Source organism: Microbispora bryophytorum (genome assembly GCF_043197435.1).
GTDB classification, from domain to species: Bacteria; Actinomycetota; Actinomycetes; order Streptosporangiales; family Streptosporangiaceae; genus Microbispora; species Microbispora bryophytorum.
Genome location: NZ_JBICTF010000005.1, coordinates 201,815 through 216,098 on the forward strand (window position 1 = coordinate 201,815; position 14,284 = coordinate 216,098).

A 14,284-nucleotide genomic window follows, 5' to 3' on the forward strand; every position below is an offset into this window, starting at 1 on the left:
CCCGCGCCCTCAGATGGCCGCTACGCGCCGGCGAGCCGTCCGAGTGTGGCGGCGGCGCGTTCTCTGGCCGCCAGCACCACCGTGAGAGCAGTGTCGAGCTCGGCTGGATCGATGCCCTCGAAGACGGCATCTGTGACCTTGCGCGCATACGCGTACAGGGCCGTGAAGTGGTCCGCGCCGGCTTCGGTGAGTTCCGCTTCGACGGAGGCGCTTTCGGGTCGGTACGCGATGTGGCCCGCAGCAACGGCGCGCTCGAGCACCCGCATGGTGTCCGGCTCGGACAGGTCCAGTCCGCGGTCGAGTTCCTTCGCCACCTCGTCAAGGGGCAGTGGAGCGTCCGCCTCCCAGAGCAGGGTCAGGAGCATCCAGGTGGGGAAGTCCGAGTCGAAGTCCGCGAGGGCGCGGCGGTGCAGCTTGCCGATCAGGCGTGCGGTCTCGCCGAGCGCGCGGCCGAGGCTGGGACGTGATTCGGGGTTCACGGTCATCCGAGTCTCCTTGTTGCGTGGTGGCCAGTTATTGGTGCGACCAATGTTGGTGCCACCCACCATACATCGAATTGATGGCGTCACCAACGATCGGTTAGCCTGAGAGGGTGGACGGCACTACGCACCCGACACCCGCCCGGCTGCTCGCCCTGCCGAGTTGGGTGATCAATCAGGCCGCGATCGCGGCCAACCGGCTGACCGACCGAGCGCTGGCGGGCACGAGTTCCCGGCGCCAGTTCGCGATGCTGTCGGCCCTCGACGAGTTCGGCCCATCCAGCCAAGCCGATCTGGGCAGATGCACCGGAATCGATCGCAGCGATGTGGTGGCGGGGGTGAACGCGATGGTCAAGCAAGGATTTCTGCAGCAGCGTCCCGACCCGGCCGACGGCCGGCGCAACATCGTCACGCTCACCCCCGCGGGGAAAGATCATCTGGAGAGGCTCAGCGCCCTCATCGCCGGCGCCCAGAACGAACTACTGCACGCCCTCTCCCCTTCGGAATCAAAAATGGTCGTCGACCTGCTCAAACGCGTCCTCGACAGTGGCTGGCGCGCAGACGAACGCTAGCGTTCCCGGGAACGGTGGGCGCGGACCTTGTGGCGGTTGCCGCACCGCTCCATCGAGCACCAGCGCCTGCTGCCCGGGCGTGAGGTGTCGACGAAGATGAGCGCGCAGTTGTCCCCCGCGCACTCCCGCACGCGGTCCGCGTACGGGCCGGTGAACAGCTCGATCGCGTCTCTCGCGACGGTCGCGATCACCTGGCTCCCGGTCGCGGGGGCGACCCGGGATCGCAGCCCGTCCGCCGTCATCACGGGCGTCAGCGGTGGCGCCGCCGCCGCCCGGTTGACCGCGTCCACGTCCGCCGGTCTCGGCGTGCGGCCGTGGACGCGGTCGCCGGCCAGCCCCCACAGGGCGGTGCGCAGGGCTTTGGCGCGGGTGAGCTCGTCGGCCGTCGTGTCCACTTCCTCCAGGCCGAGCCGGGACACGGCGGCCCACCGGGCCAGATCGGCCGGCTCGTGCAGTGTCTCGTAGTGGGCGTAGACCCCCACGCCGCCGCTCACGAGGAACTCCAGGCAGAGGGCGCCCGGATCGAACCGGAAGGAGACCCCGTCACGCGGGTGTAGCGTCAGGCTCATGTAACCACTATAAAGGGTTACATGACTCTCGAATGGAAGCTCGTCGTCGACTGCGCCGACCCGCACGCGCAGGCCGCGTTCTGGGCCGAGGCACTGGGCTACGAGGTGGAGGACAACAGCGTGCTGGTCGGCCGGCTCCTGGCCGCCGGCGTCGTGGGAGAGGAGGCGGTGACCCCCGACCACGCGGCCTTCCGGACGCTGCGGGCGGTACGGCACCCGGACGACCCGGTCGATTCGGACAGCGGCACCGGGCTCGGCCGCCGAATTCTCTTCCAGGCGGTCCCCGAGCCGAAGGCCGGCAAGAACCGCCTGCACATCGACCTGCACGCGGGCCCCGAGCGCAGGGACGCCGAGGTGGACCGGCTCACGGCGCTCGGCGCCACCGTACTGCAGGTCGTCAGGGAGCCTGGGAGCCACCACGTGACCATGGCCGACCCCGAGGGCAACGAGTTCGACGTGCAGTGAGCCTCTACAGCCAGCCGTTGTGGCGGGCCAGGCGGGCGGCCTCGATCCGGTTCCTGGTGCCGGTCTTGCCGATGGCCGACGACAGGTAGTTGCGCACGGTGCTCTCCGACAGGTGGAGACGGGCCGAGATGTCGGAGATCGTGGAGCCGTCGGCCGCCGCGGCGAGGACGTCCCGCTCCCGGTCGGTCAGCGGGCTCGGGCCGGTGCTGAGCGCGGCCGCCGCGAGCGCGGGGTCGATGACCCGCTCGCCGCGCAGCACGCGGCGGACGGCGTCGGCGAGATCCTCCACCGGGCCGTCCTTGACCAGGAACCCGCGCGCCCCCGCTTCCATGGCGCGGCGCAGGTAGCCGGGCCGCCCGAACGTCGTGAGGATGAGCACGGCGCAGCCGGGCAGGCGCTCACGCAGGTCGGCGGCGCTGTCCAGCCCGCCGCGGCCCGGCATCTCGATGTCCAGCAGGGCCACGTCGGGCCGGGTGCGCAGGGCGGTGTCCACCACCTCGTCGCCGTGGCCGACCTGGGCGACGACCTCGATGTCCTCCTCCAGGCCGAGGAGCAGGGCCAGCGCGCCGCGCATCATGCCCTGGTCCTCGGCCAGCAGCACCTTGATCACTGACCGTCCTCCTCCGCGTACGGCACGGCCACCCGGAGCAGGAAGCCGCCGACCGGCGGCGCCGTGGTCTCCACGGTGCCGGCGACGGCCTTCACCCGCTCACGCAGGCCGATCAGCCCGTTGCCGTGCCCGTGGGCCTTCTGCGGCGGGCCGTCGTCGCGGATCTCCAGCACCAGGACCCCGCCGTCGTCGCGCAGGCCGATCTCGCACGCCGACGCGCGGCTGTGCCGTACGACATTGGTCACGCCCTCGCGCACGGCCCAGCCGAGCAGGGCGTCGGCCTCGGGACCGGGCCGTACGGAGGAGGTGCGGATGGTCGCCTCGATGCCGGCGTCCGCGAGCGCGGCGCGGGCGGAGTCGAGTTCGGCGGCCAGGCCCCTGCCGCGGTAACCGGTGACGGCGGCCCGCACCTCGGTCAGCGCCTGCCGCCCGATCTGCTCGATGTCGGCCGCCTGCCCGGCCGACGCGTCCGCGTCCACCCGGGCCAGCCGGCGCACGGCCTCGGCCTTGACGACCATGATCGAAAGGGTGTGTCCGAGCAGGTCGTGCAGGTCGCGGGAGAAACGCAGCCGCTCCTCGGCCACTGCGGCCCGGGCCAGCTCCTCGCGGGTGGCCTTGAGCTCGTGGATGGCCTCCCACAGCCGGATGATGATCGCCGGAATGAGGCCCGCGGTGAACGTGCCCCAGATCATGGAGAGCACACCGGTGAGGTCGGCGTCGGCCCGTACGGCCACGACCAGAGCGGCGGCGCACTCGGCGAGCAGCACCACCGGCAGGATCTTGCCGCGCACGGTGGTCCCGGTGGCGACGGCCAGCATCATGATCAGGTAGAGCCAGTTGCCCTCGAACCCGGCGGCGGACGCCAGGACCACCACCGCGAGCAGCCCCAGCAGCGGCAGCGCACGCCGCCGGTCCGTGAAGGCGAAGTGCGTGGTGGCCACGTACAGCCCGGCGGCGGCCAGCGCGGCCGGCCATGCCAGCCAGAGGGGATGAGACCGGCCGTGTGCGATGTCCCACACGGGTGCCGCCGTCACGGCCGCCCACATGTACATGCCCTTGGCGTCGGGGCCGCGCTCGCCCTGCCGCAGCGGGTCGAGCCAGGTGTCGCGTTCTGTCGTCATCGGCAACGTCACACTAGCGGTCAGGCCCGGCGACCGGCGCGGCGGTAACCGTACACCGCGTAGACGCCGAAGACGAGCAGCCAGGCCGACAGGAGGACGACCTGACGGAGGCTGGGGACGTCGCCGAAGGCGATCCGCCAGGACAGGCCCGCGTAGCTGTTCGACGGCGTCCACTCGGCGATCGCCCGCAGCCAGGACGGGAAGTTCTCGACCGGCACCCACAGGCCGCCGAGGATCGACAGCGTCAGCATGGTCGCGATGTTGGCCATCGCCGCGGACTGACCCGACAGGCGGTAGCCGTTGCCGAGACCGAGCAGGGAGAAGGGCACGGTGCCCGCCCACAGGAGCGCGACGATCGCCAGCCACCGCTGCGGGGGGAGCGTGACGTGGTTGACCAGCACACCGGCCAGCAGCACCGCCGCGATGCTCGGCACGACGGCGACCGCTCCGGTGACGACCTTCCCGGCCACGACCTGGGCGGGGGTCAGCGGGGTGAGCCGCAACTGGCGCAGCCATCCCGCCGCGCGGTCCTCGGCGATGCCGCTGCCGTTGTTGAACGCGCCGCCGAGCGCGCCGTACGCCGCCATGCTCACCATCGTGTAGATCGCGGCGTCGTGCCGGTCGCCGGGGGCCAGGCCGAGGTTGGTGAAGACGAGGTACATGACGACCGGCATCACGATCGCGAAGATCACATAGCCGCCGTCACGCATGGACCTGGTCAGTTCGAGCCGTACGTATCCCCACATCACGCGTTCTCCTTCGCCGTGAGGGCCACGAAGGCGTCCTCCAGGCCGGCCGGGACGACCTCCAGGTCGCGGACGGCGCCCGCGCGGGCGAGGGCCATGACGGTGGCGTCGGAGTCGCCGCTGCGCAGGTGGACCCGGCCGCCCCTGATCTCCATGTGGCGCACGCCCGGCAGGGTAGCGAGCCAGGCGGACTCGCCGTCGGCGGTCACGCTCACCGTGGTCAGCGCCGCCGCCCGCTTGACCTCCGCGCTGGTGCCGTCGGCGATCACCCGGCCGTGGCCGAGCACGACGACGCGGTCGGCGTGCTCGTCGGCCTCGTCCAGATAGTGGGTGCTGAACAGGATGGTCATGCCCTGGCCGGCCAGCCCGCGCATGCCGCTCCAGAACTCGCGCCGGGCCGTCACGTCGAGCGCGGCGGTGGGCTCGTCGAGGACGATCAGGTCGGGGTCGCCGCACACCGCCATGGCGAACCGCACGCGCTGCGCCTGCCCGCCGGACAACCGGTCCACCCGGCGGTCGCGCAGGTCTTCGATCCGGGCGAGCGCGAGCACCCGGTCGAGGGGGAGGGGAGCGGCGTACGTCCCGGACACGAAGGTCAGCAACTCGCGGACCGTGACGCGGGGGATCAGGCCGCCCTCCTGCGGCATCGCGCCCGCCAGGCCCTGCCGTACGGCCTGCTCCGGGTCGAGCCCGAACAGCGCGGCCCGCCCGGAGTCGGGCGGCAGCAGTCCGAGCAGCAGCGCGATGGTGGTCGACTTGCCCGCGCCGTTGGGGCCGAGGAGGGCGACCGTCTGACCTCGGGGGATGGCGAGCGTGAGCCCGTCCACGGCCCGTACGGGGCCGAAGCGCTTGGTCGCCGAGGTCAGGGAGACGGCGTCGGCGGTTTTCGTGGTCATGGGGACGACGGTAGGCAGGCGACGCCGGCCCAGGTAGAGAGATCGATACGGCCCTGGGCGGGACAAATGTCCCGCCCAGGGAATCTACAATGTAAAGGCGTCGGCTTGTTACACCATTTCAGAAAGGAGCACGGCCAGGTCACCTGGACGGGAGAACATCGGCCAGTGACCGGTGGGCAGCTCACGCAATTCCCACTCCGGCCCGGCCAGCGGTGCGAACGCCGGGTGTCCGGTCGCGATCAGCTCCTTGACCTGCGTCAACGGGAACGAGCAGCTCACCAGGGTCTTCGGCAACGCGGCGAACGCGGCGGCGTCGTCTCCCAGGGCGAGGGGCTGCGTGATCGTGCCGAGCGGCTGGCCGGTGGCCCGGGAGGCAATCAGCGCACGCTCGGGCTCGCCCAGCCCCTCCAGGCTCGAACCCGACTCCTGCAGTTCGTCCCACGAGGGCATGGGGTAGCGCCAGCCGTCCACGACGCGCTTGTCGACGAACTCGCGCCCGGTGAGGTCGATCTGGGCCATGCCGTCCGGCACCGGGCCGCTCTCGACGTACACGACCCGGCTCACACGGCCGGCCGCGCGGGCGGCGGCTCCGGTGACCGCGGCGGCGCTCCCGCTGTGGCCGACGAGCACCACGTCGTTCAGGTCCTCGGCCTCGACGAGGCCGGAGATGTCGCGGATGTGGGTGTCGAGGTCGAGATCGGGGGAGGCGAGGTGGGCGCGGTCCGCGAGGCCGGTGAGGGTCAGGGGGTGGACCTCGTGCCCCATGCCGCGAAGGGCGGCGGTCACGTCCCGCCATGCCCATGCGCCCAGCCAGAAACCCGGAACGAGTACGTATGTCGTCATGTTTCGACGCTAGAGCCGAATCAGGGCAGAATCGGTCCTGATATGTCGACCAATCGCGTTCTCGCCTTCCTGGAGCTGCTGCAGGCCAGGCCCGGGCTCACCGGTCCGGAGCTGGCCGAGCGCCTGGAGGTTGATGTGCGGAGCGTGCGCCGCTACGTGCGCAGGCTGGAGGACCTCGGCATTCCGGTGCAGGCCGAGCGGGGACGCTACGGCGGCTACCGGCTGATGCCGGGCTACCGGCTGCCGCCGCTCATGCTCACCGGAGACGAGGCCACCGCCGTGGTGCTCGGGCTGCTCGCGGGCCGCCGCGCGGGCCTGACGGTGGGCGAGGGGGCGGCGGAGAGCGCGCTCGCGAAGATCCAGCGCGTGCTGCCCGGCGCCCTGCGCGACCGGATCGGCGCCGTCGAGGACATGGTCGGGCTGACCACCCGCTCCGCCGCGACCTCCCGGCCGAGCGGCGCCACGTTGCTGACGCTGGCCGACGCGGCCCGGCGTCGTCTCCGCGTACGGCTGGCCTATCGGTCCTACCGGGGACAGGACAGCGAGCGGACGGTCGATCCCTACGGGCTGGTGTTCCACTCGGGCCGCTGGTATCTGACCGGCCACGACCACCGCAGGGGCGAGGTGCGGACGTTCCGGCTCGACCGGATCGGCCGGGCGGAGACGACGGAGGAGGAGTTTCCCGCCCCGGGGGAGTTCGACGCGGTCGCCCACGTCATGGAGTCGCTGGCCTCCGTGCCGTACCGGTACGAGGTCGAGGTGGTGCTGGCCACGACGATGGAGGAGGCCCGGCGGCGGATCCCGCCGACGGTGGCCGCGCTCGCCCCGGTCGACGGGAGCGCGGTTGACGGGAGCGCGGTGAACGGCGGCGCGGTGAACGGCGGCGTACGGATGACCGGCCGCGCGGAACGGCTGGACGGCATGGCGCAGGTGCTGGCGGGCCTCGGCGTGCCGTTCACCGTGGTCGGCCCGCCCGAGCTGCGCGAGGAGGTCCGGGCGCTCGCCCGTCGTCTGGAGGAGTGGACCGGTCAGGCCCCGAGGTGCTGACTGCCGATGACGGCGAGCAGGCGCAGCTTGTCGTGGCTCTCGGTGCCCGGCGTGGCCGTGTAGACGAGCAGCGCCTGCGACTGGTCGGGATCGAGCAGCGTCTGGCACTGCAGTTCCAGCACGCCGAGTTGGGAGTGCACGAGGCGCTTGTCGGCCGGGTGCCCCAGGCCGACCTCGTGCCTGTCCCAGAGCGCGGCGAACTCGGGGCTGCGGCCGAGGAGGTCGCGGGTGAGGGCGGCGGCGCGCGACCGGGGCCCCTCGCGCGTGGCGGCCTCGCGCAGCAGGGAGGTGAACACCCGTCCGTACAGTGGATGGTCGTCCTCCAGGTAGAGGCGTCGCTCGGCCGGGTCGGTGAACCACCGGTAGAAGACGCTGCGCACCATGCCGCTGAAGCCGGTCTGGTCGCCGAACAGGGCGACGGCGGCCGGGGTCTGCCGGAGCGTCTCGCCGAGTGCCGTGGTGACCAGGGCGGGGGTGTCGCAGAGCCGGTCGAGCACGCGCATGATCCCCGGGTTCACGTGGTCGCTCCGCAGCGCCCGTTGCGGTGCGCTGTGGCCGGCGAGAAGGAAGAGGTGGTCACGCTCGGCGAGGGTGAGGCGCAGGCCACGGGCGATCGCGGAGAGCATCTGCTCCGACGGCTGCGGTCCTCTCTGGCGTTCCAGACGGCTGTAGTAGTCGCTGGACATGCCGCAGAGGTCGGCCACCTCCTCGCGGCGGAGCCCGCTGGTGCGCCGGCGCGGCCCGCGGACCATCCCGACGTCCTCGGGCTGCAGGGCCTCCCTGCGCCTGCGCAGGAAATCCGCCAGTCCCTCGCGGTCCACCCTCGGCCTCCTCGCCTTCTCCCGTTCCCGCTCATCCTGTCGCGCCGGTCACCGCGTATCCACGGCCTGCCGATCCCCGGATAAGGAGGCCCCGGCTGCGTGAACCGTGGCTGCGTGAACCGTGGCTGCGTGAACCGTGGACATGTGGGCCGTGGCAGCCCGGCGCGCGACGCGGTCAACTGGGCGTGACAGCCCCCGCCAGGGGGCCGTGTCCCCTATGACCAGGAGCTTCCATCATGACCTCTCAGCGAATCGCCCTCATCACCGGCGGCAACCGGGGCCTCGGACGTGCCACGGCACTCGCCCTCGCCGAGCGCGGCGTCGACGTCGTCATCACCTATCGGGCCGGCAAGGACCAGGCCGAGGAGGTCGTCGAGTCCGTGACCGCGCTCGGCCGCACCGCGGTGGCGCTGTCACTGGACACCGCGGTGGTGGCGGGGTTCGGCGACTTCACGGACGAGTTGCGCCGCACCCTGCGCGAGCGGTGGCACCGGGACGACTTCGACTACCTCGTCAACAACGCCGGCATCGCGGTCACCGCGGCGTTCGCCGACACGACCGAGAGCGAGTTCGACGCCCTGATCGACGTGCATCTCAAGGGTGTCTTCTTCCTCACGCAGAAGCTGCTGCCCCTCATCGCGGACGGCGGCCGGATCGTCAACCTCTCGACCGGGCTGACCAGGTTCACGAGCGTGGGGCAGGCGGCGTACGCGTCGGTGAAGGGCGCGGTGGAGGTGCTGACGCGATACCTCGCCAAGGAGCTCGGGCCGCGCGGCATCACGGTCAACACCGTCGCCCCCGGACCGGTGGCCACCGACTTCGCGGGCGGCGTCATGCGGGACGACGAGGGGTTCCGCGCCATGCTCGCCTCGCAGACCGCGCTGGGACGGGTGGGGGAGCCCGCCGACGTCGGGGGCGCGATCGGCGCCCTGCTCGCCGACGGGAGCGGCTGGATCACCGGTCAGCGCGTCGAGGTCTCCGGCGGCATCCTCATGTGACCGTGGCGTTGCCAGTCGTCCTCGCTCGCCCCGTCCGGCCTGTACGCGAGCGGGGCGCCGGGCGGGAGAGCGCGGCGCCGGGCCACCAGGCCGGACAGCAGGTCCTCCCACCGCGCGCCGACGACGTCGAGGTCGTGGCGCGCGGCCGTCTTCAGTGCGTTGGCGCCCATCCGGCGGCGCAGGTCCTCGTCCTCGATGAGCGTGCAGATGGCGTCGGCCATCGCGTGGATCTTCTCCGGCTTCACCAGCAGCCCGTCGTGGCCGTGGCTGATCATCTCCTTGGGGCCGGTCGGGCAGTCGTAGCTGACGACGGGGACGCCCTTGCTCATCGCCTCGAGGATGGCCATCGGCATGCCCTCGTGACGGGAGCTCAGCACGAACATCGAGGCGTCCGCGAGGACGGCGCCGACGTCCTCGGCCGGGCCTTCGAGGAAGACCCGCTCGCAGAGACCGCGCTTGTCGATCGACGCCTGGAGCTTCTCCTGCCGGGGGCCGCCGCCGTAGATCCGCAGCGTCCAGTCCGGGTGCCGGGCCGCCACGTGCGCCCACGCGCGGATGAGCAGGTCGTAGCCCTTGCCCCAGGTCAGGCGGCCCACGGTGACGACGGTCTTCGCGGTGAGCGGCGAAAGGCCGCCGTTCAGGCGGGGCGTCGCGTTGGGCACCTGCGCCAGCACGGCCGGCCGGTCCACGCCCGCCTTCTCGAAGGACCGCTCGTAGGCGCGCAGGTCGGCCTGTGTGAGGGTGACGACCGCGTCGTGCCTGCCGTACCTGCGGATGATCTGCCTGCGCACCGCCGGCTGGTGGGAGGACAGGTTCCCGTGCTCCTGGGCGACCGTGATGATCTCCGGTGGTGCGAAGCGGGCGGCGATCAGGTTCAGGCCGGGCCGGGTCCCGATGAGGGCGCCCCCACGGCGGGAGCGAATGTAGCGGACGAGTTTGAGGTCGGTGCGCAGGGTGAACCAGTGGTAGGCGGCCTCGCCCTTCGGCACCAGCCTGCTCGGGAACCGCGACAGCAGGCCCTTGCGCCGGGGCAGCCGGTCGTCGAGGTAGCGAACACGCACTCCGGGAGGAACCTGGAAGAAGGGCTCCTCGCGTTCCCGTACGACGCTGACGATCTCGACATCATGAGTGCGCGCCAGTTGTCCGGCGAGGTTGAAGACCGTGCGGATCGTGCCGCCCATGCCGTTGGCGTGCAGCAGCAGGATGCGGATCTCGTGACCGTCGGGCGGCGGCGCCGACCGGGCACGCTGCCGGTCGCGGGCCTCCAGCGCCCGTACGACCACCCTGGCCGCTTTCCTTGCCACCCTGCGGTGAAGAGAAGGCACAGCCACGCCCCGTTCCGTGTCAGATGAAGATCCCCTTCCCTGTGACGTAACCGGCAGTTGCTTCGTTGTTGTGACCTAGGTCACAGCGTGCTTGGAAAGCTCATATATGGTCGTCCGTTTGCTGGGGACGTCCTCCAGATAGGCGGGCACGCGATGCACTGCGACCTGCTCGAACACGCCTTCAGGGAGATAGGAGCAGGCGCGGTCGGGCACGCCGATAAGGACATCGCCGCCGGCCCGGGACAGGAACGGGGTGACCCGCCGGGCCAGCGGTTCCTCGTAGTAGACGTCCCCGGCCAGCACGACCTGCGGGGACGGCGTCCCGTCGAGCAGGTCGCCACCGGCGATCCGCACCGCGACGCCGTTGGCGCGGGCGTTCACGGCGACGGCCGCCAGCGCGTACGGGTCGACGTCGTTGGCGACCACCAGGGCGGCTCCGGCCAGCGCCGCGGCGACCGCGACCAGCCCCGAGCCGCTGGCGAGGTCGAGGACGGTGCGGCCCCGCACAATCTCGGGGTGGTCGAGCACGTGGCGGGCCAGCGCCTGCCCGCCCGCCCAGGGGCAGGCCCAGAAGGGCAGCCGTCCGGCGCGCTCCCACAGCTCGTACACCCGGTCGTCCCCGCCCGCGTCCGGCACGGCGCCGGGCATGACCAGGCGCAGCCGTATCTCCGGCACGTACGGCACGGCCGCGAGCCTGGTGTGCGCGCGGACGAAGTCCTCGGCGTCGTGCTCCACGGCCGCCGATCGTATCCGCACGGACAACCGTCCGGAGCGGCCGGAGTTCTCGATGTCGCCGGCAGAAGCACCGGATCATCCGTGAGGGAGCGCCGGCGCCGCGTTCTCCAGGGCGTCGATGCTTCCGGACATGATCGTGCGGATGTGGTCGGTGATGTGCTGGAGCGGCCAGTCCCACCAGGCCAGCGCGAGAAGGCGCTCGATGTCCGCGTCGCCGTAGCGGCGGCGGATGAGCCTGGCGGGGTTGCCGCCGGCGATGCCGTAGTCGGGGACGTCGTCCACGACGACCGAGCCGGACGCGATGATCGCTCCGTGGCCGATGCGTACGCCCGGCATCACCATCGACCGGTATCCGAGCCAGACGTCGTTGCCCACCACCGTGTCGCCCCGTCCGGGCAGGCCCGTGATGAGGTCGAAGTGCTCCGCCCAGGACCCGCCCATGATCGGGAACGGGAACGTCGAAGGCCCGTCCATGCGATGGTTGGCGCCGTTCATGATGAACCGCACGCCTTCGCCCAGGGCACAGAACTTCCCGATGACCAGCTTCTCCGGCCCGTAGTGGTACAGCACGTTGCGAGTCTCGAACGCGGTCGGATCGTCCGGGTCGTCATAGTACGAGAACTCGCCGACCTCTATCAGCGGCGAGGCGATCAGCGGCTTCAGCAGCACCACCCGCGGTTGCCCGGGCATCGGATGCAGCACGGTCGGGTCGGGGGGCACGGCCGGCATCATGCGTCGTTTCCTTCCTGGCCAACGCTTCGAACGAGAGTCGATGGCGCCACTACTGCGACAGTTGGTGCGTTAAGATGCTGCCACGACGCCGTTCCCAGGAGCAACCGGACCACCAGCGATGACTCCTTCAGCACCACCACCGGAGGGCGCCAGGCCCGTGCCGCCGCCTCGGCGCCGCCCCGGCGGCCGTACCGCCCGAATCCGCAGGCAGGTGCTCGACGCGGTGCTCGCCGAGCTTGGGGAGCACGGTTATGACGGGCTCACCATGGACTCCGTCGCCGCCCGCTCGGGTGTGCACCGCGCGACGGTGTACCGGCGCTGGGGAGACGTCGGCGGCCTGCTCGCCGACGTCCTGGACGCGGCGGGCGACGACGCCTGGCAACCCCCGGACACCGGTTCCCTGGAGGGCGACCTGGCGGCACTGAACCGCGAGATCCATGACGCGCTCACCGCACAGCCGCCGATCGTGGCGGCCCTGATCGCCGCCTCGTTCCGCTCCGAGCAGGCCGACCACGCCCAACGGCGGCTCTGGGAGGACCGGTACGCCCGGTGCGAGGTCATCGTCCGCCGGGCCGTCGAGCGCGCCGAACTCCCGCTGGGCACGGACGCCCGGCGACTGCTCATCGCCGCCACCGCGCCCGTGTATCACCAGTTGGTGCTTCTCCGCACGCCGCCCGGCCCGGACCTGCCCGGCCAGGCGGCCAGAACCGCCGCTCTCGCCGCATCCGCCGGCGCCTTCGCCGTGCCGCCACCGGCCGGTGCTACCTGACCGCCCCGGCCCGGCCCGGGCCGGGGCCGAGCAGGAGCGGCCGCACCTACCGCTTTTCCCTACGGCCGCCCATCCCCGACGGCCGCTTACCGCCGACGGCCGCCTAAAGGAGCGTGAGCTGTTCGGGCGCCGCGGCCGGTGCGGGCGGGGGAGCCGGCCGCTCACCGGGCCGTTGCCCGGCACGAGTGCCGCGCGGGGCCGACCGGCCGATGCCGTGCTCGCGGGCGAGCGCGCGCACGGCCTGGCCGATCCGTTCCTGGTACGCCTTGGGGGCGTAGGCGCCCCGGCCGTACAGCTCCAGATAGCGGGGGACGAGCCGGGGGTGCTCGCGCGACAGCCAGGCCATGAACCACTCACGCGCGCCCGGCCGCAGGTGCAGCACGATAGGTGTGACGTGCGTCGCGCCGGTCTCGGCGATACGGCGCACCGTGGTCTCCAGCGCCCGCGGGGAGTCGCCGAGATACGGGAGGATCGGCGCCATGAGCACGCCGCACGGGATGCCGTGCTCGTTCAGGGTGGCGCACACCTCCAGCCGTTTGCGTGGCGAGGGGGTGCCCGGCTCGACGGTCCGCCACAGCGACTCGTCGGTGAACCCGATCGAGACGGCCGTGCTGACGTCGGTCACCTCCGCCGCCTCGGCGAGCAGCGCGAGATCGCGCAGGATCAGTGAGCCCTTGGTGAGGATCGAGAACGGGTTGCGGGCGTCCCGCAGGGCCGTGAGGATGCCCGGCATCAGCCGATAGCGGCCCTCGGCCCGCTGGTAGCAGTCGACGTTGGTCCCCATCGCGACGGGGTGCCCGCCCCACTGGGGCGCCGCCAGTTCCCTGCGTACGAGGTCGGGGGCGTTGACCTTCACGACGATCTTCGAGTCGAAGTCCCGCCCGGAGTCCAGGTCGAGGTATTCGTGCGTCCTGCGGGCGAAGCAGTACGTGCACGCGTGGGTGCAGCCGCGGTAGGGGTTGATCGTCCACTCGAACGGAACCCGGCTGGCCGACGGGACCCGGTTGATGATCGACCGTGCGTGGATCTCGTAGAAGGTGACGCCCCGGAACTCCGGGGTGTCGAAGGTGCGGGCCACGGCCGATCGGGCGAACAGGGGAGTCGTCTCTCCCTGCCCGCCTTCCCCCGTTTCGAGCCGCAGCCCGTCCCACCGCACCCTCCGATTAGAACAGAGGTTCGATGGAGATCGCAACATGCAACGCGTCGTAAATCGCGGCCCTGGAAACGGCTAACGATCTTCATCGTTGGGGAGAACGTCGGCACATACCTTGCGTTCTGGGAGAGTTGCGCGATGGCCTGGTCGCAGGACGAAGAGCGGATGCTGGCGATGATCGAGCGGCACCTCACCGACGAGGATCCGAAGCTCGCGGCCAGGCTCGAGTCGTTCAACCACCGTGCGGAGCGCGGGCGGCAGGGAAAGGGGGCGGGCCGCCGCCTGCCGGGCCGCTCCACCGTGATCATCGCGGTCAGCTGGCTGCTCATCGCCACGTTGATCGCGACCCTGCTCGTTATGGCCCTGCGGCACGACGCCGCCGCTCTTCCGGTGTAGCGACCGG

At 71.6% G+C, this 14,284-nt stretch carries 18 protein-coding genes; 6 read left to right on the plus strand and 12 right to left on the minus strand.

Translation table 11 applies throughout. The features are described 5' to 3' along the window. Positions 1 to 20: 20 nt before the first annotated feature. Positions 21 to 485: a MarR family winged helix-turn-helix transcriptional regulator gene (locus ACGFIB_RS18300; protein WP_393373174.1), complete on the minus strand. Its 465-nt coding sequence runs from the start codon at positions 483 to 485 to the stop codon at positions 21 to 23. Positions 486 to 592: 107 nt separating this feature from the next. Between ACGFIB_RS18300 and ACGFIB_RS18305 the strand changes: the two genes are divergently transcribed. Continuing rightward, complete coding sequence (locus tag ACGFIB_RS18305; RefSeq protein WP_191053684.1) at positions 593 to 1,051, plus strand: MarR family winged helix-turn-helix transcriptional regulator; 459 nt, start codon at positions 593 to 595, stop codon at positions 1,049 to 1,051. Here ACGFIB_RS18305 and ACGFIB_RS18310 read toward each other — a convergent pair. Then, positions 1,048 to 1,620 carry a CGNR zinc finger domain-containing protein gene (locus ACGFIB_RS18310; RefSeq protein WP_357247276.1) on the minus strand — a complete coding sequence of 191 codons (573 nt, stop codon included), beginning with the start codon at positions 1,618 to 1,620 and terminating at the stop codon, positions 1,048 to 1,050. The two genes, ACGFIB_RS18305 and ACGFIB_RS18310, sit on opposite strands and share 4 nt — an antisense overlap. A 21-nt stretch (positions 1,621 to 1,641) precedes the next feature. Here ACGFIB_RS18310 and ACGFIB_RS18315 point away from each other — a divergent pair, with 21 nt between their 5' ends. Continuing rightward, a complete protein-coding gene (locus tag ACGFIB_RS18315; protein WP_393373178.1) occupies positions 1,642 to 2,085 on the plus strand; it encodes a VOC family protein in 444 nt (147 codons plus the stop codon). Positions 2,086 to 2,089: 4 nt separating this feature from the next. On the opposite strand, the gene ACGFIB_RS18320 is transcribed toward ACGFIB_RS18315, so the two are convergent. The 5 genes from ACGFIB_RS18320 to ACGFIB_RS18340 form a co-directional block, all read right to left on the minus strand. Then, positions 2,090 to 2,695, minus strand: coding sequence for a response regulator transcription factor (locus ACGFIB_RS18320; protein WP_357247280.1), 606 nt, complete (start codon positions 2,693 to 2,695; stop codon positions 2,090 to 2,092). Next, the gene (locus ACGFIB_RS18325; RefSeq protein ID WP_393373181.1) at positions 2,692 to 3,816 is read right to left on the minus strand and encodes a sensor histidine kinase; all 1,125 of its coding nucleotides are present in this window, start codon (positions 3,814 to 3,816) and stop codon (positions 2,692 to 2,694) included. Before ACGFIB_RS18325 ends, ACGFIB_RS18320 begins: the two co-directional genes overlap by 4 nt. A 20-nt stretch (positions 3,817 to 3,836) precedes the next feature. Then, positions 3,837 to 4,562 (minus strand): ABC transporter permease, encoded by a 726-nt coding sequence (locus ACGFIB_RS18330; protein WP_142574324.1) that lies wholly within the window; start codon positions 4,560 to 4,562, stop codon positions 3,837 to 3,839. Then, on the minus strand, positions 4,562 to 5,458 hold the full coding sequence (locus tag ACGFIB_RS18335; protein ID WP_142574285.1) for an ABC transporter ATP-binding protein: 897 nt from the start codon (positions 5,456 to 5,458) through the stop codon (positions 4,562 to 4,564). The genes ACGFIB_RS18330 and ACGFIB_RS18335 overlap by 1 nt, the downstream gene beginning before the upstream one ends. A gap of 108 nt (positions 5,459 to 5,566) precedes the next feature. Then, positions 5,567 to 6,301 (minus strand): alpha/beta fold hydrolase, encoded by a 735-nt coding sequence (locus tag ACGFIB_RS18340; RefSeq protein ID WP_393373185.1) that lies wholly within the window; start codon positions 6,299 to 6,301, stop codon positions 5,567 to 5,569. Positions 6,302 to 6,343: 42 nt separating this feature from the next. On the opposite strand from ACGFIB_RS18340, the gene ACGFIB_RS18345 reads away from it, so the two are divergent. Then, positions 6,344 to 7,348, plus strand: coding sequence for a helix-turn-helix transcriptional regulator (locus ACGFIB_RS18345; RefSeq protein WP_393373188.1), 1,005 nt, complete (start codon positions 6,344 to 6,346; stop codon positions 7,346 to 7,348). On the opposite strand, the gene ACGFIB_RS18350 is transcribed toward ACGFIB_RS18345, so the two are convergent. After that, entirely contained in the window at positions 7,330 to 8,169 is an 840-nt protein-coding gene (locus ACGFIB_RS18350) for a helix-turn-helix transcriptional regulator (RefSeq protein WP_357247295.1), read from the minus strand. The two genes, ACGFIB_RS18345 and ACGFIB_RS18350, sit on opposite strands and share 19 nt — an antisense overlap. A 236-nt stretch (positions 8,170 to 8,405) precedes the next feature. Here ACGFIB_RS18350 and ACGFIB_RS18355 point away from each other — a divergent pair, with 236 nt between their 5' ends. Continuing rightward, positions 8,406 to 9,167, plus strand: a complete 762-nt coding sequence (locus ACGFIB_RS18355) for an SDR family NAD(P)-dependent oxidoreductase (RefSeq protein ID WP_393373192.1) — start codon at positions 8,406 to 8,408, stop codon at positions 9,165 to 9,167. On the opposite strand, the gene ACGFIB_RS18360 is transcribed toward ACGFIB_RS18355, so the two are convergent. The 3 genes from ACGFIB_RS18360 to ACGFIB_RS18370 all read right to left on the minus strand — a co-directional run bounded on the left by ACGFIB_RS18360 (position 9,131) and on the right by ACGFIB_RS18370 (position 11,959). Continuing rightward, positions 9,131 to 10,471 carry a glycosyltransferase family 4 protein gene (locus ACGFIB_RS18360; protein ID WP_393373195.1) on the minus strand — a complete coding sequence of 447 codons (1,341 nt, stop codon included), beginning with the start codon at positions 10,469 to 10,471 and terminating at the stop codon, positions 9,131 to 9,133. The two genes, ACGFIB_RS18355 and ACGFIB_RS18360, sit on opposite strands and share 37 nt — an antisense overlap. Before the next feature lie 96 nt (positions 10,472 to 10,567). Continuing rightward, positions 10,568 to 11,227 (minus strand): class I SAM-dependent methyltransferase, encoded by a 660-nt coding sequence (locus tag ACGFIB_RS18365; protein ID WP_393373198.1) that lies wholly within the window; start codon positions 11,225 to 11,227, stop codon positions 10,568 to 10,570. A 75-nt stretch (positions 11,228 to 11,302) separates the two neighbouring features. Then, a complete protein-coding gene (locus ACGFIB_RS18370; protein WP_393373201.1) occupies positions 11,303 to 11,959 on the minus strand; it encodes a CatB-related O-acetyltransferase in 657 nt (218 codons plus the stop codon). A gap of 157 nt (positions 11,960 to 12,116) precedes the next feature. On the opposite strand from ACGFIB_RS18370, the gene ACGFIB_RS18375 reads away from it, so the two are divergent. Continuing rightward, positions 12,117 to 12,728 carry a TetR/AcrR family transcriptional regulator gene (locus tag ACGFIB_RS18375; protein ID WP_393373204.1) on the plus strand — a complete coding sequence of 204 codons (612 nt, stop codon included), beginning with the start codon at positions 12,117 to 12,119 and terminating at the stop codon, positions 12,726 to 12,728. 103 nt (positions 12,729 to 12,831) lie between these two features. Here ACGFIB_RS18375 and ACGFIB_RS18380 read toward each other — a convergent pair whose 3' ends face one another. After that, the gene (locus tag ACGFIB_RS18380) at positions 12,832 to 13,884 is read right to left on the minus strand and encodes an Rv2578c family radical SAM protein (protein WP_393373207.1); all 1,053 of its coding nucleotides are present in this window, start codon (positions 13,882 to 13,884) and stop codon (positions 12,832 to 12,834) included. Between the two features lie 135 nt (positions 13,885 to 14,019). On the opposite strand from ACGFIB_RS18380, the gene ACGFIB_RS18385 reads away from it, so the two are divergent. Further along, a complete protein-coding gene (locus ACGFIB_RS18385) occupies positions 14,020 to 14,277 on the plus strand; it encodes a DUF3040 domain-containing protein (RefSeq protein WP_142574293.1) in 258 nt (85 codons plus the stop codon). The last annotated feature ends 7 nt before the right edge of the window (positions 14,278 to 14,284 follow it).